Origin of the sequence: Photobacterium sp. DA100, from assembly GCF_029223585.1 — a bacterium.
Lineage (GTDB): Bacteria > Pseudomonadota > Gammaproteobacteria > Enterobacterales > Vibrionaceae > Photobacterium.
In genome coordinates, this window is record NZ_CP119424.1 from 671,152 (window position 1) to 695,489 (window position 24,338).

Annotated in this window: 18 protein-coding genes; 14 read left to right on the forward strand and 4 right to left on the reverse strand. The window is 41.1% G+C overall.

All coding sequences use genetic code 11. The features are described from left to right. Positions 1-373 precede the first annotated feature (373 nt). Both PTW35_RS20760 and PTW35_RS20765 read left to right on the forward strand, forming a co-directional pair. Positions 374-1,621, forward strand: coding sequence for an SGNH/GDSL hydrolase family protein (locus tag PTW35_RS20760; protein WP_281028783.1), 1,248 nt, complete (start codon positions 374-376; stop codon positions 1,619-1,621). Between the two features lie 291 nt (positions 1,622-1,912). Beyond that, a complete protein-coding gene (locus PTW35_RS20765; protein WP_281028784.1) occupies positions 1,913-2,680 on the forward strand; it encodes a hypothetical protein in 768 nt (255 codons plus the stop codon). A 187-nt stretch (positions 2,681-2,867) separates the two neighbouring features. On the opposite strand, the gene PTW35_RS20770 is transcribed toward PTW35_RS20765, so the two are convergent. Further along, positions 2,868-4,190, reverse strand: a complete 1,323-nt coding sequence (locus tag PTW35_RS20770) for an anaerobic sulfatase maturase (protein ID WP_281028785.1) — start codon at positions 4,188-4,190, stop codon at positions 2,868-2,870. 198 nt (positions 4,191-4,388) lie between these two features. Here PTW35_RS20770 and PTW35_RS20775 point away from each other — a divergent pair, with 198 nt between their 5' ends. From PTW35_RS20775 to PTW35_RS20800, 6 genes are all read left to right on the forward strand, one after another. Then, the gene (locus PTW35_RS20775) at positions 4,389-5,294 is read left to right on the forward strand and encodes a transporter (protein ID WP_281028786.1); all 906 of its coding nucleotides are present in this window, start codon (positions 4,389-4,391) and stop codon (positions 5,292-5,294) included. Positions 5,295-5,309: 15 nt separating this feature from the next. Next, positions 5,310-6,752: an arylsulfatase gene (locus tag PTW35_RS20780; RefSeq protein WP_281028787.1), complete on the forward strand. Its 1,443-nt coding sequence runs from the start codon at positions 5,310-5,312 to the stop codon at positions 6,750-6,752. Positions 6,753-6,842: 90 nt separating this feature from the next. Beyond that, positions 6,843-7,658, forward strand: coding sequence for a hypothetical protein (locus PTW35_RS20785; protein WP_281028788.1), 816 nt, complete (start codon positions 6,843-6,845; stop codon positions 7,656-7,658). A 50-nt stretch (positions 7,659-7,708) separates the two neighbouring features. Further along, positions 7,709-8,884 carry a patatin-like phospholipase family protein gene (locus PTW35_RS20790; protein ID WP_281028789.1) on the forward strand — a complete coding sequence of 392 codons (1,176 nt, stop codon included), beginning with the start codon at positions 7,709-7,711 and terminating at the stop codon, positions 8,882-8,884. A 97-nt stretch (positions 8,885-8,981) separates the two neighbouring features. Beyond that, positions 8,982-9,995: a helix-turn-helix transcriptional regulator gene (locus PTW35_RS20795; protein ID WP_281028790.1), complete on the forward strand. Its 1,014-nt coding sequence runs from the start codon at positions 8,982-8,984 to the stop codon at positions 9,993-9,995. A gap of 159 nt (positions 9,996-10,154) precedes the next feature. Then, positions 10,155-10,385, forward strand: coding sequence for a hypothetical protein (locus PTW35_RS20800; RefSeq protein ID WP_281028791.1), 231 nt, complete (start codon positions 10,155-10,157; stop codon positions 10,383-10,385). Positions 10,386-11,146: 761 nt separating this feature from the next. Here the strand turns inward: PTW35_RS20800 and PTW35_RS20805 are convergent. The 3 genes from PTW35_RS20805 to PTW35_RS20815 form a co-directional block, all read right to left on the reverse strand. Beyond that, a complete protein-coding gene (locus PTW35_RS20805; RefSeq protein ID WP_281028792.1) occupies positions 11,147-12,253 on the reverse strand; it encodes a carbohydrate porin in 1,107 nt (368 codons plus the stop codon). 89 nt (positions 12,254-12,342) lie between these two features. Next, a complete protein-coding gene (ugpC, locus tag PTW35_RS20810; protein WP_281028793.1) occupies positions 12,343-13,431 on the reverse strand; it encodes a sn-glycerol-3-phosphate ABC transporter ATP-binding protein UgpC in 1,089 nt (362 codons plus the stop codon). 59 nt (positions 13,432-13,490) lie between these two features. Next, positions 13,491-15,125 carry an alpha-glucosidase gene (locus PTW35_RS20815; protein WP_281029113.1) on the reverse strand — a complete coding sequence of 545 codons (1,635 nt, stop codon included), beginning with the start codon at positions 15,123-15,125 and terminating at the stop codon, positions 13,491-13,493. A 244-nt stretch (positions 15,126-15,369) separates the two neighbouring features. Here PTW35_RS20815 and PTW35_RS20820 point away from each other — a divergent pair, with 244 nt between their 5' ends. The 6 genes from PTW35_RS20820 to PTW35_RS20845 all read left to right on the forward strand — a co-directional run bounded on the left by PTW35_RS20820 (position 15,370) and on the right by PTW35_RS20845 (position 24,279). Then, the gene (locus tag PTW35_RS20820) at positions 15,370-16,272 is read left to right on the forward strand and encodes a LysR family transcriptional regulator (RefSeq protein WP_281028794.1); all 903 of its coding nucleotides are present in this window, start codon (positions 15,370-15,372) and stop codon (positions 16,270-16,272) included. 194 nt (positions 16,273-16,466) lie between these two features. Beyond that, on the forward strand, positions 16,467-17,342 hold the full coding sequence (locus PTW35_RS20825) for a sugar ABC transporter permease (RefSeq protein WP_281028795.1): 876 nt from the start codon (positions 16,467-16,469) through the stop codon (positions 17,340-17,342). After that, positions 17,332-18,144: a carbohydrate ABC transporter permease gene (locus PTW35_RS20830; protein WP_281028796.1), complete on the forward strand. Its 813-nt coding sequence runs from the start codon at positions 17,332-17,334 to the stop codon at positions 18,142-18,144. The genes PTW35_RS20825 and PTW35_RS20830 overlap by 11 nt, the downstream gene beginning before the upstream one ends. Position 18,145: 1 nt before the next feature. After that, positions 18,146-19,384: a sugar ABC transporter substrate-binding protein gene (locus PTW35_RS20835; RefSeq protein ID WP_281028797.1), complete on the forward strand. Its 1,239-nt coding sequence runs from the start codon at positions 18,146-18,148 to the stop codon at positions 19,382-19,384. A gap of 4 nt (positions 19,385-19,388) precedes the next feature. Beyond that, positions 19,389-21,254: a hypothetical protein gene (locus PTW35_RS20840; RefSeq protein WP_281028798.1), complete on the forward strand. Its 1,866-nt coding sequence runs from the start codon at positions 19,389-19,391 to the stop codon at positions 21,252-21,254. A gap of 1 nt (position 21,255) precedes the next feature. Beyond that, positions 21,256-24,279 carry a TIM-barrel domain-containing protein gene (locus PTW35_RS20845; RefSeq protein ID WP_281028799.1) on the forward strand — a complete coding sequence of 1,008 codons (3,024 nt, stop codon included), beginning with the start codon at positions 21,256-21,258 and terminating at the stop codon, positions 24,277-24,279. Positions 24,280-24,338: the final 59 nt, after the last annotated feature.

Genomic DNA, 24,338 nt, shown 5'->3' on the forward strand with positions numbered 1-24,338 from the left:
TCCGTGTTGTCTGACTCAAATTAACAAATTATAAGCTTTTACATGTAGATTAGCATGAAAACAATGTGTTACGACACATTGACGCTTTACGCCCGTTAATTGACACTTCGTGATCTTTATACAGAAAAATATATTTAAATTGCATGTGAATTTTTGCTTTTGTTTGATTAGAGTTATTACACTACATGAAGGGTAATACATGTATAAAGCACGATTTTGATGGTTACTGAAGGGGCCATGCAATATCTAGTGCACAAGCATTAATTTATCCGCCAACTTGCATATTTAGAGACCTAATTGCACGTATTAGGTTGCATTTTATTACAGAAACAAACCATCACCCCTTAACAATAATTAACAAAAGTAGGTAAAAATGAAAAATTCCATTTTATTGCTCTCTATACTGCTGCCAATGGCTTCTTACGCGTTGGAAAGTGAACTGCTGACGCCGGAGTCAATTACCGCTGAGGACGTCAAAAGTGTCCAGTCATCTGAAACATACACATATGTCAGGTGCTGGTATCGTACAGGTGCCAGTCATGATGACTCGGCTACGGAGTGGGAGTGGGCATTGAATGACGACGGCAGTTATTTCACGATTCCAGGTTATTGGTACTCATCTGTTTCCTTTAAGAACATGTTTTATACCAGCGAGTCCCAGGACAATATCAAGCAGCGCTGCGATGAGACACTGGGCGTTACGCATGAGGTAGCCGACATTACATATTTTGCAGCTGATAATCGTCTCTCTTACAACCATTCAATTTGGACCAATGACAAAGAATCCCAGCCTGCAGCTATCAATAAAATGGTGGTATTTGGTGACAGCCTGTCGGATACCGGCAATATGTTTAACGGCTCCCAGTGGGTTTTTCCAAACCGGGACTCGTGGTTCTTAGGCCATTTTTCCAATGGCTTTGTCTGGACCGAATACCTAGCTCAAAACAAGAACATTCCACTGTATAATTGGGCTGTGGGTGGCGCGGCAGGTACAAACCAGTACATTGCACTTACCGGTGTTTATGATCAGGTAACCTCATATCTGACTTATATGAAAATGGCGAAAAACTACCAGCCAGAAAACACCTTGTTTACGCTGGAATTCGGCTTGAATGATTTTATGAACTACGACCGCGAAGTGCCAGAAGTCAAAGCCGATTATAGCGCAGCGATGATACGCCTGACGGATGCTGGGGCGCAAAATATCTTGTTGTTGACGCTACCTGATGCAACCAAAGCACCTCAGTTTAAGTATTCAACACAGGAACAAGTGCTGTTGGTGAGACAAAAGATTGAAGAGTTTAACCAATATATTCGCGAACAGGCTGAGTACTACCAAAGCAAAGGCATCAACGTGGCATTGTTTGACGCGTACAGCCTGTTCGAAGCAATCACCAGTAACCCGCAGCAACATGGCTTCCATAATGCGTCAGAGCCTTGTTTGAATATCAACCGTAGCTCAGCCTTGGATTACCTCTACAGCCACAGTTTGACAAACGAATGTGCTTATTACGGTTCTGATTCGTATGTATTTTGGGGGGTGACACATCCGACGACAGTCACGCATAAATACATTGCCGATCGTATCCTTGAAACGGTGATTAACCAGTTTACCTTCTAAGGGCTCACTTTAACTTTTTTAGATCAGCCTCGGAATAGTGAAGGGCAGTGCTGATAGCAAATATAAAGGAACAATTGGCAATGTTAAGAGACGAACATTGCCAATTTTAATATCGAACTACAGATAACGTATTCTGATGCTTGCACCAAGTATGAGTTAGGTACAGAGGAACACTCCCGTGGGATTTGATTAAGTTACTTTAGCTTACATTTATCAGGTAAGACTTGTTTGTCCTTTGCTTTCCTATTCTTTAATATTCGCGGCGTTTATTTTTTAGCTGTAGAGTGCAGTATGAATCGCCAAATTCTTTGTCAAACGTTCCAGGTTGCCGCAACCGCTTTGTTACTTGTTGGTTGTGGCAGCGATAGCGATTCGACAACCATTGACTGTTTTAATCCCGATGTATGGCGTGACGGTGAGCATCTATCAGAGTGGCATTATGCAGGTAATGGACGCCTAGCAGAAAACCAAACTCAGGCCCTCCGCTTTGAGGCGGGGCAATACTATGTGGGTTACAGTGATCTGATCAAGGTTTCGATGATAACTGGCAACGGTGAACCTGCTCCTTATGCCGAATATACATTGCTTGATACGGTAGATAGGCGAGCTGAATTTGTTGGCTATGAAGAGTATATGAGTGGTGAAGTTCAATATTCTGGAGAGTACTCGCCACCAGCTTATTACTTACTTCACGGTGTTGCTGTCGGTGAGCAGGAGGAGCGGGTGAGCTTTCTTGTTGACAGGCGCCATGGTGACGGTGGACGTGAGCAGCATACCGAAGTTAGGCAGGTATTTTCTAATCAAGGCATAGTGACTTTAGAACTACCCGGTGGTGAAGAGCTGCAGGCTTGCCATTTCCGTTTAGACGAGCAGCGTATACACCTCTTAGATGCCGGAGAGAATGAAAGTGGAGTTGGCTATACCGAACTGTGGGTCGATACAGCGACAGGCCTGACAGTTAAGCGCGTCCGAGAGTTTGACTACCAGGGCCCGCGGGACGCGCTGCAGACTGAGGAACTGCTAATTTCTTATCATATCGATGGGGTGAAAGTGTTCTAATTAATATCCAGCAATTTCGAATGCGTCAGAGCCTTGTTTGAATATCAACCGTAGCTCAGCCTTGGATTACCTCTACAGTCACAGTTTGACAAATGAATATACCTACTAAGGTCTTGGTTTAATCTCTAAGCGAACCGTTAGGGGGGGCTGTTAACTTTAAAGTATTGGTGTAATGTCTGTTGCTCGATTAGATAGTTATAGACGAACAACATTTCTTATATTTCTTACCGCTACCACAAAAACAAGGTGCATTTCTTTTTGTTTGATCTTGCAAGGTGAGTAAGCGCTGTTTTCGAATAGCCATAATAGACCGAATATCTTCACCGTTTTTATACAGCTCATACATTAATCTTAAGTAGGGTGCTGAGTGGTGAAAAAAGGACTTATAAGCAGGGCAAAGATAATTTTGCTCTAGTTTCCCTTTTGACGATAAGGCGAACCGATGTTTAGGGCAACCACCATTACACGCATTTCTAAACGTACAATCCAGGCAATCCTGACTTAGAGAAAGCTCCTTGTCTTGGCCGAATGCTATTGCTTTTTTTGAAGAATTCATCACCTTTATAGAGTTAATATGAATATTTCCGAGTTTATGCTCAGGGAATACGTAATGGTCGCAATTATAGAGATCACCATTAGCCTCTAGAGCCAGAGAGTGGCCGCATTGTCGGGAAAATATACACAGTGACGGTGTATGTCCGAACCAGGTATCAAGCGCAACCTCAAACATTTGGACAAATATTTTACCTACATCTTCGGATATCCAAGTATCAAAGATTGTATTGAGGAACTTTCCAAACTTCTGGGGAGATACTGACCACTCTGTGAGCAAACCTTCGGAACTTAAATCAGGGTTTATGTAGGTCAGTCCATCGGCTCTGGACTTTTTGCTCTCTCTTTCTACTAATGGTATGAATTGTAAATGTTCAGCCCCGAGTTCTTTTAGGTGTCGGTATACCTCAAGAGGAGCATCTACATTGTGAGCACTGACAACAGTTAGGGTATTAAATGGAATGTTAAAACGGCGAAGTTTCTCAATAGCCATAACAACTTTGGAGTAGGTTCCCTTGCCAGAACGGTTAATACGATAGTGATCATGGAGATATGCTGGACCATCAATTGATATTCCAACCAAAAAATCGTTATCTTTTAAGAATTTGCACCACTTTTCATCAATTAATACTCCATTTGTTTGTATAACATTACTTACTTTTTTCTTCCCTGCATGCTTGGCTTGTAATGATACGGCTTTCTCAAAAAAAGCGATTCCCATTAATGTAGGCTCTCCGCCTTGCCATGCAAATGTCACCTCATTGCTCGACTGTGCTTCTATCAATTGGATGATGTACTTTTCCAACGTTTCATCGTCCATTTTCCAATTCTGCGTACGGTCGGGATAGAGCTTTTCCTTCTCCAGATAAAAGCAATAAGAACAATCAAGGTTACAGACTGCACCTGTAGGCTTGGTCACTATATAGCAGTTTTGACTTGTTGGTTGTTTCGTATACATAAGCCGTCCGAATGTAGGGTTGGTGACGGTAGCTTAGGTGTATTGAGAGTTTTGTCAGTTATTTGGAGTAATTATGTCACTCTGGTATTTGTTTTCGACCTATTCATTCCGTTTTCACATCTGTCATCCAAGAATCCCTATATTTGTCACATCGCTTAATACATAGACAACATAGAAACTTTAGAGATCTTGGTGCTTATGGTTAGAAAACAATTAATTACCGCCATAATATTGGCTGGTACTGCTTTTACAGCTGCAGCTGATGGTTTGAATGGAAGCGGCCACTATACCCCTGGTGTTGGAAATATCCGTGACTTCACGATGCCCGATCAAGCGGGGTTTATCTATGAACAATACAACCTCTACTATGCTTCTGACGATTTTAAAGATCGCAATGGCAACTCAATTGGACAGGGGCAAGAGCTGACAACAGGTGCTGTTGCTCCACTACTAATGTGGGTGACAGATAAAGAAATCTTAGGCGCTCGTTATTCGTTTTATATAAACCCATCCTATGTAAATACAGAGATGGATAACCAAGGCGTTGGTGGCGGTGTCGGTGATTTGTATGTACAACCTTTGTGGCTTGGTTGGTTGAATGAACAATATGACGTCACGCTTGGCGCTGGGGTTTACATACCTATTGGTGATGATGATGTCACCTTAGATATGTGGACAGCACAAGTACAAGCTGCGGGATATTACTACTTTATGGATAAAGCATCGGCTTTAATGCTCGCTGCAACATATGAATTTCACGGTGAATCTGATGCTACCGGGGTTAAACCAGGTGATCACCTGACTCTTGAGTATGGTTATAGCCAGTATCTTACTCAGCAACTGGAGATAGGTATCAGGGGCTACAGTCAATGGCAAACAGAATCTGACTCGCTGCCTGCTGATATGAAAAATGTCAACCACATGTTTGGCACTTCTCTGGGTGAAAAATCCGAAGTTCATGCTCTTGGTTTGCAGGTTGGTTATTGGTTCAACAGTAACTGGAATATAACTGCAAACTACTCGAAAGAATACTCTGCTAGTGCAAGGTATGAAGGGGAGATTTTCTCGCTCAATTTAACTTATTCAGGCAATCCTGTTTATTAATCGAGAGGTATAAAATTGAAAAAACGAACTAAGTCTATTATAGCCAGTACAATATTGGCATGCTCTTCGGCGGTGAGCGCACAGACGTCCCCCAACGTCGTTCTTGTCTTTATGGATAACTTCGGCTGGGGCGAACCAGGTTTTAATGGTGGAGGGGTTACGCGTGGTGCTCCAACACCACATATCGACAGCATCGCTGACGAAGGCTTACGACTTACTAACTTTAATGTTGAAGCTCAATGTACACCATCTCGTAGCGCAATAATGACGGGGCGATATGCTGTACGAAGCGGAAATAGCGGCGTGCCGCAAGGCAAAGGTGTTTATGGCCTTGTGGATTGGGAATATACGATGGCTGAAATGTTCTCAGATGCTGGTTATAACACTGCCATGTTCGGCAAATGGCATTTGGGCCGAACAAAAGGTCGTTTTCCTACAGACCAAGGGTTTGATGAATGGTTTGGTATCCCCAACTCCACTGACGAAGCTGCTTATACAAGCTTAGACGGTTTTGCAGCAAGCGGTGTTGATGAAACTTACGTAATGGAAGCGACCAAAGGCCAAGAGCCGACTAAAATTCGTCCTTATCGTTTGGATTACCGTGCTGAAATTGATCACGATATAACGGAAAGAGCGTTGGAGTATATGGAAAGAAAATCAAAAGAAGATAAGCCATTCTTTCTCTTTATTCCTTACACCCAGACACACTATCCGTCAATCCCTCACCCAGATTTCAGAGGAAAGACTGGCAATGGTAACTGGGCTGACTTATTGCATCAAGTCGATACTTATAACGGGCGATTACTCGATAAGATTGAAGAGCTAGGGATTGAAGAAGAAACAATTTTTATTTTTACGGCTGATAACGGCCCAGAAGCAACCAACCGTGGAAGTAATACTTTAACGGTTGAGACTTCTGCTCATGGGACTGCCGGGCCATGGAGAGGGACATTATTTACTGGCTGGGAAGGTAGCTTGCGTGTACCGTTCGCAATTAAGTGGCCAGGAAAGATATCTGCTGGTACTTCAAGTGACGAGATGGTACATGCAATGGATTTATTCCCAACACTAGCAAATATCGCTGACGGTAAAGTACCGACTGATCGAGCAATTGATGGTATCGATATGGCCGATTTCTTCTTAGGGAAACAACAGCAATCAGGTCGAGATTCAATTGTTGTTTATATGGGGGATGAAATTTGGGGCTTGAAGTGGAAGAACTGGAAGCTCAATTTTATTGAGCAAGATACTGTTTTTAGCGAAACGAAGCATTATGCAATGCCTCGAGTATATAATTTGTATAATGATCCTGGCGAACGTGAAAATGTTCTATTCCCTCATACATGGGTACCTAAAGCAGCGTTACCGCACTTAAACGCACATATAAAGTCCATGGCTCAATATCCAGTAATAAAAATGGGGCAACCAGATCCATATACACCGCCAACTGCTAAATAGAAAACATTCAAAATTAATCCAATATTTAATTAAATGTCAGTACTTTAGTAAAAAGTACTGGAGTGCTGACGTCTTTAAAAAGGTAATGCTTTGAAAAATTACAAAATAAAAATACTTACCTCCTTGGTTGCCATTTCTTTTAATAGCTACGTGAGTGCTGAAGAACAAAAGCAGCCTGCAGATATGTCTGATCCAATGGCGGTGTTCAGTCAATTTGGAGCATCGGCAGGAACAAATGGTCTAAACTTGAAGTTTGTTAAGGCATTAGATACTGGTGTTGATGATGAAATGTCCATGTTTGCTTTGGAAGCAAAAAATATTATGGGAAGTTGGACAGATGATTCAGGATCAAGTCAAGATAACCCAGAGTTAGCCGATGATGGAATTGATGAGCTTCGTTTTAGATTGTTTAGTGTAAATACCAATAATGGTCTTGGTTCATATATAGATATAACACACAACGTTGATGATGGAATGGGGTTTGCGTCATACGGTTTAATGCAAGCTTTACCAAAAGTTGGCTTTTGGCAGGCTTATCCAATTCTTGCTGGCGGCGTACAGTATAGTGATGGTGAGCTTAATAGAGAGTTAGTCCGTTCAGGTATTGCTTCTGATGATGAAGTAGGTACAGGAACAGGAATAAACTCTTTTTATGGTCAGTTTATTGTATATAACAAGTTCACAATTACAGATAAAATATGGCTTAACTACAATCTAACGTATACCCATGCTATTTTTGGTGACGACTACTGGGTAGATAAGTTAAGAGATGGTGATGGTTTAAGCCATGAATTTATTGCTAGTTACCAAATTACACCAATAAATAATGTCAGATTATATTATTCTGCTGGTCATGAAAGTTTTGAGGATGGTGATTGGAGGTTAGAATATAACCATCAGTTTTAATGTTATTGTGAATGGAATGCTGATGGAATCACCGTCAGCATTATTTAATCATGAAAAAATACATATATTCTTTGCTATTCTTATGTGCATCTTTGACTGGATGTACACAAGGTATTCAACACAATAGTGTTCCTGAGTCTTTGACAAATTCGGTAAAGCCAATATCAGGTGAAATGGTCCGTGTATGGGGAGATATAACTAGTGAAGATAAACTGGCAATGGTTGCTGAAAAGCTTGCTCAGCATAGAGGTCAATCCGAAGAAAAGAACATGCTGGCATTATCGGGAGGTGGGGCTAACGGAGCATTTGGTGCCGGTGTTTTAGCTGCGTGGACTGAATCGGGACAGAGACCTGATTTTGACTTAGTAACAGGGATTAGCACTGGAGCAATTATTTCTGTATTTGCATATCTTGGGAGCCAGTATGACTATGAAATCATCGACTTCTACACCAACTACACCGATAGTGATTTGTTTAGAAAAAAATCGTTATTTTCTATTTTTCATAGTACATCACTGCTTGACATAGAACCCTTTGAGCAAATGGTGCGAGATACAATTACACCTGAGCTGTTGTCGAAAGTTGCAAGCAAACATGATAGTGGTAAATACCTACTTATAGGTACAACAAACTTGGATACTCAGCGACTATCTGTTTGGAATATGGGGGCTATTGCAAAAATAGGCTCTGTTGCTTCCGAGCAGCTATTTGAAAACATTATTTTAGCATCTACGGCCGTACCAGGTGCAATGCCTGCTGTGCAGATAGATGTAATGTATAATGGAAAGATATATCAAGAAATACATGTAGATGGTGGAGTAGCACGACAAGTTTTTTTATTTCCTGACTCCTGGGACATTTCTTCTATAGCTAATAGAAACCAGAATAACCTTAACATCTATGTCATTCGTAACGGTGAGTTTCTACCTCATTGGGCACAAACAGAAATGACGCTTCACAGTGTGGCTGCTCGTTCCCTTGATACTATTATAAAGTATCAAGGACGTAGTGACGTTATACAGATATATCAGCAATCGTTGGCTGCTGGAGGAAAATTCTTTTTTTCCCATATAGATAGCGGTTTTCAGATAGAGAAAGACCCAACACTTCAGTTTGATCAGTATTATATGCAAGCTCTGTATCAACATGGCTATCATTTAATGGAAACGGATAAATTGTGGCACCGCGAGCCGCCGATTTTCGGGACGCAGAAAATTAACAAATGATATGTCTTTTATGGTTTTTCTTCTATTATTTGATTGATAATGTTAAAGTAATGAGGAAACCATAATTTATGGCAATGAATGATTTGGATAAATCGTTATGAATAATAAAATTAGTTTTTGTCGATCTGGGATTTTTAGAGTTTTATTGAAAGCTGTAGAACGTCAGTATCCGGGGACATTGAATAAAATTGATTTGCCTGATGTTATTTTTGAAAATCCAATGAGGCTAATCCCTTTACCGGAAATAAGCAGATATTTTAATAAGCTAGCCGAAAAAACGGAAGATAAACTTTTTATTGTTCATTGTGGGCCTCATATTTCATTGCATGATTGTAATCATCTAAACTACCTCATAGCTAGTTCCAATGATTTGTTTACAGCTATTATGCGGTTCAATGCTGTACTTTCAACATTTCAATCAAACTCTGAAGCTTTCATGATTCGAAGTGGAAGCATCAATAAGTGGCGATACAACGATATTAGTTTTCGTGATAAGGATAGATTATTTGATGGTATCATAGCAATGTGGTTTTTTATCCAATTATTGAGAACTTTTCATGGTAAGGAATATCTACCAAGAAGGATACTATTACCTGGTAATCAAATAGGTAAGGATGGTGAAGTAGAAAATTTTATTGGTTGTTCGATAGATTGGAATCAGAAAGAAACTCAAGTTTGGTTTACTTATGATGAATTAGTGAAAAGGAAGTCGTATGTTCAGCAACAGTTATTTGGTTCAAAATTAGATCACCAAGAAATTTTAAGCTATATTGATATGCCATTATCAAACGATTTTTTACGATGTATATATGAAGTTATTAACTACAGTAAAGATTTTGGTTTTCCTAAGCTTGAAAATGTAGCAAAATTAATAAATCTTTCACCACAGCAATTACAGCGTAGATTAAAAAAAGAGCATCTTTCTTTTACAGAACTAGTCAACCATCAACTTTTATGTAACCAAGCTCCTCGTTTATTAAGTAAATATTCAATTAGTGAAGTATCAAGGATGTTGGGCTACCAGAGCGAACAAAGCTTTACCAAGGCTTTTCGTCGCATGCATAAATTAACCCCAAGGCAATATATAAATGAGTTAATTGAGCGTTGGTAAACGGGGGTAATTCATTATTTCAACATCATTTACCTCCTCTCTAACATTCGCGGCTTTGTTTCGACGATAACTGGCAACGGTGAACCTGCTCCTTATGCCGAATATACATTGCTTGATACGGAAGATAGGCGTGCTGAATTTGTTGGCTATGAAGAGTATATGAGTGGTGAAGTTCAATATTCTGGAGAGTACTCGCCACCAGCTTATTACTTACTTCACGGTGTTGCTGTCGGTGAGCAGGAGGAGCGGGTGAGCTTTCTTGTTGACAGGCGCCATGGTGACGGTGGACGTGAGCAGCATACCGAAGTTAGGCAGGTATTTTCTAATCAAGGCATAGTGACTTTAGAACACCTGGTGGTGAAGAGCTGCAGGCTTGCCATTTCCGTTTAGACGAGCAGCGTATACACCTCTTAGATGCCGGAGAGAATGAAAGTGGAGTTGGCTATACCGAACTGTGGGTCGATGCAGCGACAGGCATGACAGTTAAGCGCGTCCGAGAGTTTGACTACCAGGGCCCGCGGGACGCGCTGCAGACTGAGGAACTGCTAATTTCCTATCATATCGATGGGGTGAAAGAGTTCTAATTAATATCCGGCATAATATTCTTTAATACGCATATCATTGTTTATGGATTGGCCGTTAAACTCAAGATCAACAGTGAAGCCTTTGACGATAGGCCTTGCTTGGCGAGATAACTGCGCATCGAGACATTGAAATGTTCCACACCTCGGTATTGCCAATATTAGAATCGGATAAGCACTACGCATCATCACACCTCGCAGTTGGAACCGTCGAAGACAAATGAAAAAACTATGTTTCCATTAAAACAATAATATGAAAATCTAACTTCAATATTGTTTAGGAATAAATTGCGGACAAACTCGTCGTTTCATGATGCCTTTGCTATTACTGCGGTCATATGATGATCAAACGAATCAACATTCATGAGATTAAAGTTTAGGTTTAAATATAATAATTAAGTGATGCAATAATTTTATATAATAAATCAATAGTTATATCTATCAAATCTATTAGATAATTTATATTGCACCACTTACAGGTATAGAACATTATATATCTAGGTTAATTAAGTTTTGATTTAATTAAACTCATCGATGTCTTGTTATTTTAATTTTTTTAATTTTGGTAATTTACCAGAAGCTATAATAAATCCGAATTCTTCCACCGGCTTCACTCATATCACTGAAGTTTGCAGACAAGTTAGTACCAGAATCCGTTAAGTTCGAGTAATATGCACCGACTGCAATCTTTAACCCTTCAAGATCAAATGCTTCTTTAAACTCATAGGAAGAATAGACGGTATCAATTTTAATTTTTCCATCATAAAAATTTGAGCTGGCATCAAAATCATTAATCGCTCGGGCATAGGAGAGACCAAAGTTTTTATAGATTGCATTAATACCTGTTGTTAAGTCTTTTTCATTTAGAGCATCTAAGTAAGCAATGTTACCTTGTAACTGAAAATCATCATTGAAGCGGTAGACAATATGGCCGCCAAAACCTGTTCTGTCTAGCACGTCGCCATCACTCGTTAGGATTGCATCTGAGACTAGGTTCTTTTCCATTGCAAGAGTCGCGGTAAATGATTCATTTTCGTACTTAATTAATGGACGAATAAAGAAGGCATCTTTCTCAGACACAAGCTCTTTACCGTGGTAGGTTCCCTCTGTGAATAAGTTGATCCTATCTCCTAGCATCGCGGCAAGCTCAAAATAAACATTATTATCAAACTGGTTAAAGATCATGAACTGACCACTGTCTGATGCTCGCCCCTGAGCCTCGTTCATCTTGTAGAAATAGGCGCCATTATCATTATAACTATCGTCTGATGTATTTCCTGTATGCTCAACAAATGTATCTTGTCCCATCAAATAAACATCAGTGGCTTCAAGTCGACCAACTCGGATATGCCAGCCATCATTTTGTCCTATTTGAACCCATGAATCATCTATGAAAAGGTTTCCGCTGGTGTCAAACAGGCCATCAATTTTGAAGGAAACATTAAAATTACTATTGACCTGCTCTCCCATCAAACTTGCTAGTACGCGGCCGCTCTGATTATAGTTTTCACTTCTATTATTATAAATATGGTCATAATCTTTATAGTTGATATCCATTTCTGCATCACCACCAAAAGTAAAAGTGGTTCTATCATTAACAATAAAACTGGCAGAGTTAGCATTAAAAGAAATAGCTGAAAGAATAGAGCATACTAGTATTACATTTTTGCGTAACATGTTAATTCCTTCTGTGTTCATTGGTATATAAGTTGTCTAGCAGATGACTTACCTGCTAAACAGAAATGATTTATTTGATTTTGTTTTATTTATAGAAGGTGAATAGATTTTCCACTTTCATCAAATAGATGGAATTTGTTTTTTTCAATTGTTAAGTTGACGATATTGTTACTTGAAATATCTATATCACCACTTAAATGTATTTTTATATCGTTGTGATTGGCAACTTCACCAAATAAATAAGTACTGCCACCTAGACGCTCTGAAGAGGTTGGAGTGAATTGCAGCCCTGATGATGCGTCTGTACCCATTGTGATATCTTCTGGACGAATACCAACTTCGACGGGCATTCCAATCTTTAAGCCTGAATTGGATGGTGGTAGCTCTAGGGATTGACCGTCACTGAGTGTAACAACCGTCATACTAGAATCACTTTGCTGGACAGTGGCTTTGATAAAATTCATCTTCGGCGAGCCAATAAAGCCTGCAACAAATCGATTTTTTGGGGATTTGTATAGTTCGATTGGTGAGCCAACTTGCTCAATACGGCCTTGGTTTAGGACAACAATCTTATCCGCTAATGTCATCGCTTCAACCTGATCATGAGTGACATAAATCATCGTGCGCTTTAGTTTGCGGTGTAGTTCAGCTATCTGTCGGCGCATTTCTACTCGTAATTCTGCGTCTAAGTTAGATAGTGGTTCATCAAATAGGAAAACATTGGGATCCCTTATAATGGCGCGCCCGATTGCTACACGTTGACGCTGACCTCCAGACAGTGCTTTAGGTTTCCGGTGCAAGAGGTTCTCCAGTTGAAGTATGGCTGCAACTTCATTGACCCTACGTTCAATTTCAGCTTTGTCTTTCCCGTGCATTTTCAGCGCAAACCCAATATTGTCTTTGACCGTCATATGGGGATACAACGCATAGGATTGAAACACCATGGCAACCCCTCTTTCAGAAGGGGCAACCTCATTCATGACCTGTTGATTAATCTGCAATGTACCATCTGAAATAGACTCTAGCCCTGCTATCATCCTAAGTAGTGTTGATTTACCACATCCTGATGGCCCAACAAACACTACAAATTCGCCATTTGATATATCGAGATCAACTCCGTGTATGGTCTGGGTATCACCGTATTTTTTGAATATACCGTTTAAATTTATGTCTACCACGATGTGATCCTTTTTCCGGGGCGCTGCCTTCTGCTGTGAAGGCAGCTACATATAAATAGTTACTTAGCGCGAATTACGAATGATTCGTATGGTTTCAGGCTTAAGTGGTTTGATAGTTCCCAAATATCTGAATAGTTCGAGATAACGGGCTCACCACTAAAATGAGCTATTTCCTCTGGCAGACTTAGGTCAACATGCTTGTCAGAGAAGTTGGACACGACAAGTAAGGTGTCACCCTCGAGCGTGCGCTTGAAACAGAAAACGTCGTTGTGGTCTTCTAAGTAAGGGATAAACTCACCGTAGACTATCGTAGGGATAGATTTTCGAAGCTGAATGAGTTGCTTATAGTGGAAAAAGATAGAATCAGCGTCATTGAGAGCCGCTAGCGCATTGATACTCTTGTAATTTGGGTTGACTGCCAGCCACGGTTCACCTGTGGTAAATCCTGCGTGTGATTCATCTGACCATTGCATTGGTGTACGAGCATTATCACGGCTGTTTTCATGCAGAGCCAGCATCATGTCATCGATGGAAGTGCCGCTTTGTGTACGATCTTTGTAAAAGTTAAGCGTCTCTATATCTTGATAATCATCGATACTCTCAAATTTTACATTAGTCATGCCAAGCTCTTCTCCCTGATAGATATAGGGAGTGCCTTTCATCATATGAAGAGTTGTTGCTAGCATTTTGGCTGATTCAATGCGGTATTGTTGGTCACAGCCAAATTTTGAAACAGCGCGGGGCAGATCGTGATTGTTCCAGAATAAAGAGTTCCAACCATTGTCGGCCAGTTCAACTTGCCACTTTGTAAGGATCTTTTTGAAGGCAGGCAGATCTAATGGAACAGGTCTCCACTTATCTTCACCATCGCCCCACGTAAGGGTGATATGCTCAAATTGGAATACCATCGAGAGCTCATCACGTGAAGGGTTACTATAAAGTTTAGCGATCTCAGGTGTTGCTCCCCACGTCTCACCGACGGTCAGTAGGTCTTTGTCTCCAAACGTCGCCTTGTTCATCTCCTTAAGCATTGGGTGTAGATCTTTACCGTTGCCAGTAATTAAGTTATCTACATCCTTGGCAATGAGGTCAATGACATCGAGACGGAAGCCTCCAACGCCTTGATCAATCCACCAGTTCATCATATCAAATACTTTTTGACGAACTTGGCTGTTTTGCCAGTTAAGATCGGGTTGGCGCTTTGAGAATAGGTGTAGATAGTACTCCCCTGATTCTTCATCCAGTTCCCAGGCGCTACCAGAAAAGATCGAGGTCAGTTCATTAGGGGGATTACCGTGTTCGTCTGGTTTTCGCCAGATATAAAAATCACGGTAAGCGTTATCCTTCGACTTACGTGCTTCGATAAACCAAGGGTGTTCATCAGAAGTGTGGTTGACCACAAGATCCATAACGATACGGATGTTACGTGCTTTGGCCTCTTCTAGCAATTTCTGCATATCAGCCATGGTGCCGAACTCATCTGCAATATTGCAGTAATCAGAGATGTCGTAACCGTTATCATCCATCGGTGATTGATAAACTGGGGATAGCCAGATGACGTCTATACCAAGGTTTTGTAAATAATCCAATTTACTGATAATGCCAGGAATATCACCAATACCATCACCGTTGGTATCGCAAAAGCTTCGCGGGTAAATTTGGTACACAACAGAGTTGTGCCACCATTTAGTCATCTTTTCCACTTGGTTCTCCCAAAAATAAAATCAAAAATGTGTGAGTTAAGTGTCACAGTGTTAGCCAGTGCGGACATAATAATCTTGAGAGACCTATGTGGGAAATAAACCCCATAACCCATGATATTAAAATTCTTAATATCATAATTTCGTTTTGTGATCATATTCACAGATGATGCGACTTTCAATATTTTGGGAGAATTCATCTGTATGATGTCGGTCACAAACAATATTAGGAGCACAAATGAACAAGTTATATAGTCATTTTATCCTTGTTGCACAAATGAAAAATATGAGCAAAGCAGCAGAGGTATTAGGGGTTAGCCAGCCGACATTAAGCCTTAATTTAAAGAAATTAGAAGCACAATTTGACGTTAATCTTTTTGTCCGACGCTCTAAAGGAATTGAGTTATCTGAATATGGTGAACTGTTATATGAAGAAGCCATGCAGATACAGCGCCAGGAAACAAATTTGCAAACAAGAATGACCAAACTAAAAGCCCGTAATCTTGATCAATTAAAAATTGGAACTGGTGATGTTTGGTGGGAGCTCTTTCTCAAAGAAGCCGTAGCTCGTTTTTGCCGAAAACACCCAGCCGTGGCAATCAATTGTGCCTTTGGTAATCACCTCAAGTTAATGGATATGTTGATTCAAGGTGAGGTTGACATGTTTATAGGTCATGAAATCAAGGGGTTATCTAGGAAGTGTAATGTTCAGTTCATGCCGCTAGTTCAAGATAAAGAAGCTTTTTTTGTCAGTAAATTTCACCCGTTGACACTGAAGCAGAAGGTCACCTCTGATGATATGTATGATTATCCTATGGTGTGCGTTACTCCAGATAGCCAACGCTACAACCATTTACTGGAAGACTCTCAACCCAAGCGAAATGATATGGAAGAAAAGAGTGCGTCTGAACGAATTCTATATGAGATTGAGTCTTTGCAAGCAAGTATTGACATGCTTAATATCACTAATGCGATCATGCCTTATGCCTCTCATATTCAGGGCTATCTTGAGAACTGTAACTTAGTGGCTTTAGATGTTGTTGATCTAGAACTAATCAGTACGATTGGGATCTATATTCGCAATGGTGAAATAGACGCAAAAACTCGCGACATCATCAATGAAATCCCCAATTTGGTATAATTAAATTGCTCGTAAAGTGGGAAAATATGAGACCAAAATCACCATATTGATTTTCAGGTATAGACATTAAAATTATTTATACCGTAGTCTCCAAATCTGAAAGCCTTGAGTTAGATTTGAGCTTAGCTCAAATATCGTTTGCAGTGTTAGCCCGTTGCATATGGTATTGCAAAATTTAACTTCACTGAGGCTCTATGAATTTTTACTCGAAAAAAGTTATCTTGCTTTTTTTGCTGCCTTCCTTCATTGGGATAGTGGTCTTTAAGATCGTTTCCATGCTGGTGGCAGTAGGTATCTCGTTTACAGACTGGAATCTGCTAGGGGCGCCAGATTTTGTCGGGCTATCAAATTACAAGCGGATCCTACATGATCAAAATATCCACCTAGCACTCAAAAATACCTTCTATTTCATCATTGGGTACATTCCATTTGTTATCGCCATTGGCTTAGGGTTAGCGTGTCTACTTAATCGTGCACTGAAAGGTGTATTTGTGTTTAGAGGCATTTTCTTCCTATCAGTCATAGCCTCTTGGGTGGCTGTCTCTGTCATTTTTAAAGGGCTTTTTAATACCGAATTGGGCTTGATCAATCAAATCTTCAACTTCTTTGGTCTTGCGGGTCCTGGCTGGCTGCAAGATCCCAATTTCACCATGAAGGCTATTGTCACTGCGAGTGTATGGAAGGATGCCGGGTTTATAGCTGTTATCTTCTTGGGAGGGCTTCAATCGATCTCTAAAGATGTCTATGAAGCGGCAAAATTAGATGGGATTAAATCCTCACAGCAATTTCGCTACATAACCCTGCCTCTACTGTCGCCGACATTGTTCTATGCGTTGATGATATCCGTCATCAGCTCTTTCCAGGTCTTTGATCAGGTCAACATTATGACCGCAAACGAGCCGAGTGCCCAACTTCTGCCTGTAATGGTGACAGAAATCTACAAGCACAGTTTCCGCTATATGGATATGGGTTATGCAACAGCACTTTCGTTTATGTTGTTCGTGATTATTCTATTTGTCACTTTTGTAATGAATAAGCTTCAGGCTAAGTGGGTGACTTATGAAAGCTAATAATACATTAAACTATACATTTTTATCCTTAGGTGCTGTCATTATTATTGTCCCTTTCCTTTGGATGGTGGCGATTTCTGTGAGTTCTACGCACACAGTATCAAGCTTGGATGTAGGGCAGTTTTTTAAGAGCCTCCATTTCAGTAGCTTTAGTAAGCTATTTTTAGAGTATAGTGTTTCAATCTATATTATAAATAGTTTCATTGTTTCACTTTTTTCCACATTAGGGCAGGTTATCTTATGTGCCCTTTCTGGATATATCTTTGCCAGGGCCGAATTTAAATACAAAAACATTATTTTTATCGTTTATTTAGCAACGATGATGATGCCTGTACAAGCAACGATAATCCCACAATATATTTTAGTAAGTAAAATGGGGCTGACTAACACCTATTTAGGGTTAATTATTCCTGGGCTATTTGCTGCTTTTGGCACATTTCTGATGAAACAGCATTTCTCATCGATACCCAAAGCGATAGAGGAGGCCGCTATTCTTGATGGCATTCCGCCATTAAAGATCTTCTTTTATATTATGCTGCCTCTTGTGAAACCTGGTCTAGCAGTACTGACAGTGATGAGTTTCATGGCTAGCTGGAATGATTACCTTTGGCCACTGATGGTTGCTTCAGATCAAGGACATACCACCTTGCCTTTGTTTCTTGCTCAGCTACAGGGAGCCTGGTATGTCGATTACTCCGTGTTAATGGCAGGCACGCTCATTTCGGTCATTCCTATTCTGATTGTTTATTTATCTGCGCAAAAGCACTTTATACAGAGTGTTGCTAGTGTGGGAGTAAAGTAAAATGAATAAATTAACGCAACTAATCGTAGTATTGTTTTTTTTCATCTTCTCTTTGACTGGGTGTGAACAAAAACAGGATGACGGAATTATTACATTGACGATGGCAATGTATACACCGGGCGGTGGTCATCAGAAGACAATGGATGAAATAATAGAAAGATTTCATCAGCATCACCCTAATATTCGGGTCCAATATGAGTTATCTGGGTTTGATAGTTATTTTACAAAGATAAAAACACAAGCTGCTAGTGGAACTCTGCCAGATCTCTTTGAATTGAATTTTGAAAACTTTGCCATGTTTTCTCACGGCGGTGTACTACTCGATCTGAGTGATTATGCCCAAAAGGATGGGATCAGCTCTGAGGTAATGCTGGGTGATAATTTTAATAACTTTGTGTATCAAGACCGTTTATATGCTCTAACCAGCAAGGTTTCTACGGTATTAACTTTTTATAATAAAGAGCTTTTTGAACGTCATGGTTTAGCTTACCCAGATGAACACTGGACTTGGGATGATGAAATTTCAATGGGGCAAGCTATTACCGATGGACGTGTTTACGGCTCATATGCGCCTGTTACTTTCAATGAAATGTATAAGGTTATTGCTCAAAATGGTGGTCGTTTCTTTGATGAAGATGGCAATCCAGACATTGATTCTGAGCAAAATATTGAAGCGGTCAAATACATGATTGATAAGGTACTTGAGTACCGCATTCAACCAAGCCCTGGCGTGATGAGCGGACAATCTCCAGAAGATATGTTCATGAACGGTGAGATAGCTATGCTTAGTACCGGTACATGGATGTTTGGATTGTTTGAACAAGCTGATTTTGAATGGGATGTCGTCCCTAATGCTGTTCATACTCACAATGCACAACACGTGTTTGCTGATGCTATTGCTGCGTCTAACCGCACAAATCATCCAGAGGCGGCTTGGCAGTTTATTAAATTCTTTACTTCCTCGCCTGAGGTCGCTGAGTTGCGAGTACAAAGGAATTGGGATTTAGCTGCATTAGATAATGAAACCAGCCGTACGCAATTTTTGGAACAAAAAACTCCCGCAAACCGCCAGGCTGTCTTTACTGCATTAGATCATGGCGTTATGCCGCCACTGACACCGCGATTTGTCCAACTCGCTGACATTATTGATCGTGAGTTGAGCCTAGTCCTACTAGGCAAAAAAAATGTCGATGAAGCCTTATCACAGGCACAACAAGAAATGAGCAATATTGTAGGGTAATAAAATGCTAGATAAACCATACCGTGGCATTGCCATGCTAGGAAATAGCCAACTGTCATCCATTTATACATTGGATGAAGGTATCTCAGATATTAATGGTGTCGGGATCTACCACCTTTATTATCGTGACTATAGTGAGGATCTTGTTCAATCAGCGACTTCAATGGTTAGGGCTGGCGAACATCTGTATGTAGGTAACAAGCATTATCAGCCTGATACGCATCATGAGAATATGCGCCCGAAACATTCAGAGAACATCAATGGTTACCAATTTTGCGATACGTTTTCTCTTGATGCAATTGATATCGAGAAGACCGACCGTGCTTATGGATTTGGTGACAATGCCATCATATTTGAGTGTGAGGTCTTAAACAAAGGCAGCCAAGCAAGAGAGATTGAATTGCTGGGGTATACCCATTTTAGAAACATCACCAATAATACCGCTAAGGTCATTTCGAGTGATCTTACGCGCGTGACTAAGGGACAAAAAGTCTTGGGGATGGTAACGGCTGATTCTCCGCTGCACTATCTCTGTGCTGATTCACCTACTGATTTTGCCCATACCATTTTTGGCAAGGTATTTAGTCAAGAGGAGCAGCATGAGGACGTGGAGACACCACGACGACTTGCGTTAGCCAAGGGTAAGCGAGTGACTCTTGAACCCGGCGAGTCATACTGTTTTCGCTTTGCGCTGATCGCCGCAGAAACGGAGCAGAACCTTGAAGATATTGGTTCGTCATTAGCTACTAACTTCAACAATGCTCCAGTACACGCTGAGGCCTACTGGCAGGGCTTTTTTGATAAGTCGAACTTAAATCAGTTTGATTTAACGACACAGGATTATGTGAAGGCTAACTTGGTCGCAATCAAATCCGCCAATCTTAATGGTTTTATTCCGGCTGATCTAACCGGGCACTATTACGACAAGAGTACGAACTTACCTTGCTACTATGCTCGAGATTCTTTGATGGTAGCGCGTGCTTTTCTTCATTCAGGTCATGTGACAGAAGCGCGTGAGATTATTGCTTACCTAAATGATAGGGAGCGAAATGAACATAATGAGTTCTTCCAACGTTATAACGGCCTTGGTGAACCCAATGAGGGAGCAAATAATGATGTCTTCCACCAAATAGATTCCATTGGGTATTTCTTCAGGATGGTGGATGAGTTTTACCAGCAGACAGGTGAGATGCTGACAGACAAATCCACATTAACGTCTTTGATTGAAGTACTAGAAAACGCGAAATCTCGAAATGGGATGCTAGGTGAAGAAGGGGGAGTAAACGAGGGGGTTTATGGTCCAGCGTATATTACCTCATCGAATATGTTTATCTATGGCGGATTGAAGTCAGCCCAAACACTGATGGAAACGATGGGAGAGCAAGCATGGTCTGCGCGATGTGAAAAGCTTCAAAAGCAGATTCTATCAGGCATTGAATCAACCTTTAATGAGAGTTTGGGGCGCTATGATTATGGCTATGTTGCTTATCAGCCTGAAACAGTAAAACGTTATGATACACCTCAATATTTCGGTGTCCTGTATGGTTTTGACAATACCGAAGCTATGGAAAAAACGCATGCTTACCTGAGCAAAAAAGCCAGTTTTCATGGGAATGGTATTGGTTACTCGGAACAGGAATATCACCATGGCCCTTGGCTGTTTAATACCGCAGCATGTGCCCAGTACTGTGCCTTGACGGGCAAACACAGTGAATACCATGATAAGTATAAGTGGCTGATGGGCCACAGTAATGCTTACGGCTTAATGCCGGAAGCCGTAGATGCAACGGATGAGTCTATCTGCTTTATTAACCCGCTGACTTGGGCATGTGCCGAGTTTATCGCCGCAAGCTTTGTAGAGATCAAATAATATGTACGTATCCCTTATTCCACATTTCGACATTTATAAGAGCATTATTAATAAGCAGCTGGACAAGGCTGATTTGCTCGACACTATGCTTGCTCAAGGATGCACACATTATTTCGAAAAATGTTTCTTGATTTACAATTTGGCTAATTATGTTCGCATTGGTAAAGACCCATCATTACTCGAAAAACACCTAAGTAGAGTTAATGCGTATGTTGAAGATATTCAACAAAACTGCCTGGAACAGCAGGAGAGTTATTTTTATCCCGATCAAGGTGTATTCACCTCGTTGGTTGGTGCAGGCTACGGGGCGCTTTATAACCTTAACTTGGTACATTACCGAGAGGATGTCGCTCAGTTCATTATTGGCTTGAAAGCGACGATGTATGAGCGCAACACCGATATGGGTAAGCTCGTTAACAAATCTGAAGACGGCGTGGTTTGCCTGGATATTCTGTTCTCAGTTATACCTTTTACTCTGTTCACGCCGGAAGATTTGGTGCTGATTGAAGCGTTAGAGGAAATGCACGATAAGCTTATTACTGATGATGGAGCCAAAATGTGTGCGGAAGCACAACAAACGGAATTTGCATCAGCACTTCTTGCGCTTTATTACACTGAAAAAGCCAACCATAACATCGCGCTATCTTTCCTTTCTCAAGTGAAGAGCGAACCTACTGCCTTAATTGTTAAAGACACTGTCTTGGCGCTGAAGGCATCAAAAGGGGTTGAAGAGTCACAGGTCATCCATAAACCCCTGGGCAATGAAAACCGTTATGAGCCACAGCCCTTTGAACGTTCACCATGGCATGTGCATCAACAGGAAGGATTTGTCGTTAATGCGCTAATCCAAGGAGGCCTTAATATTGATGATGTGAGGCTTCAGCTTAACAACGGTGATGAAGTTTCACTGTTAGCGCCAACCACCATTCAGGGAGATCGGATTTCATTTGTTGTAGAGCCAAGCCAATGGGCAACAGAAGTGACGTACAGTTTCGTTATTGATGGTCTACCTGTCTCACAAGAGTATACTTTTTCACCTGTTGAAATCACAACGGTGACACAACTAGAAAACATTGAAGTAGATGATTACGCTTTGACAGCGGCATTTCGCATTGGCCAAGAGAGCTACCGAGTAAGTGTTGAAAGGCAAGGTGGTTTATTGCTTCGTGTTGAGTCACAGGATAGTTTTCAACCTCTAGCCAACAGAGAGTTGTTGGATTGCCAATTAGACACTCGCGAGGGGATACTCGCCATTAATGATGCACATTGTCAGCTGGTAATAGAGAGCATCTCTATTTCTAGCCAGGGTGAAGTTAGCATCAGTTTTATCAATGATGAGTCAACGGGTTATTATGGTTTTGGGCAGCGATATAATCATATTAATCAGCGTGGGAATATTGTCGACAACTATGTCTACAATCAATACAAAGACCAAGGTATCAAAACCTATATACCGATGCCTTACTTCCTAACAAACCGTGGTTTCGGAATGTTACTCAATCAGGATGAGTACTCTGAGTTTGATCTTCAAGCAACCCAAAAGGGAAGAATGCGCATTTCCCTAGAAAGAGAGAAACTCTCCCTTTCTATCTTCACCGGGAGCCCTTATGAGCAATATCATCAGTTTTGCCAAAAGGTAGGCCAGCCTGTGATGGTGCCTGAGTGGACATTAGGCCCATGGATGTCCAGTAATAACTGGGATAATCAACGTGAAGTTGAGTTCCAGCTTGAGCAAACCTTGAAGTATGACATTCCGTCGACCGTATTGGTGATTGAAGCATGGTCAGATGAAGCAACTTATTACATATTCAATGATGCTACATATCAGAATAACGATGGTGGTAAAGCGCTCAATTACGACGACTTCACTTTTCCTGAGTGGGGGCGTTGGCCAAACCCGAAAGCGATGGTTGAGAAGTTGCATGAGCAAAATATCAAATGTGTGCTTTGGCAAATCCCAATCCTCAAAAATACCAATGGACTGGCACACGTTCAGTTAGACAATGACATTGAATTTGCTACTGAAGCGGGATTCACCGCTAAAGATACGGCTGGCAATCCCTACAAAATGCCTGAGGGTTGGTTTACCGATAGTATCTTGTTTGATTACACCAACCCAGAGGCGTGTAAATGGTGGTTTGATAAACGAAATTACCTAGTGGATGAATTAAAGATCGATGGTTTCAAAACCGATGGTGGCGAATTTGTCTTTGGTGATGATGTTATGTTCCATAATGGTTCGACAGGTAAACAGATGCGAAATGCATACCCAAATCTGTATATTTCGAAGCATTACGAGCAAATACAGAGAAACGATGGCATTACTTTCTCTAGAGCTGGGTACACAGGAGCAGGACAAATGCCGGCCCATTGGGCAGGGGATGAGCGTTCGACGTTTTCAGCCTTCAAGAGAAACTTGTGCGCAGGGATCAATGCCTCAATGAGTGGCATTGTTTTTTGGGGGTGGGATTTAGGGGGATTCTCGGGTGAAATTCCGACTGCGGAATTGTTTGCTCGAAGCAGCGCGATGGCGTGTTTCTGCCCGATCATGCAATACCATGCTGAAAGTAAAGCCGAGTTTAACCAGGATCGTACCCCATGGAATATCGCTGAGCGGACGGAGTCCCCTTGGGTCATTGATATGTATCGTGTTTTCGCTCACCTACGCATGTCGATGATAGATTACATTGCCAGTGAATCTAAAAAGGCTATCAGTGAAAGCAAGCCTTTGATGAGAGCGATGTTGTTTGATTATGCGGAAGATGAGAACGTTTGGGATATATACGATCAGTATATGTTCGGTGATGATCTGCTGGTTGCACCAATTATCGAAGAGGGTTCGCAGTCACGGGAGGTCTATTTGCCTGCAGGTCAGTGGGTGAATATTTTTACGGGAGAGACATTCTCTGGTGAGCAGACGGTAAAAGTTACGGCCACTATGAGCGAGATACCGGTATTTATTCGACCTAGTTCAGCCTATCACTTTGTCTGGGACAATGAGCTACTGAAAATGCAGCTTAAGTAAATCAGGTTAACATTCAGGAGAAGCCTTTCTGGCTTCTCTTATCCTATTCCTTCTCTTGA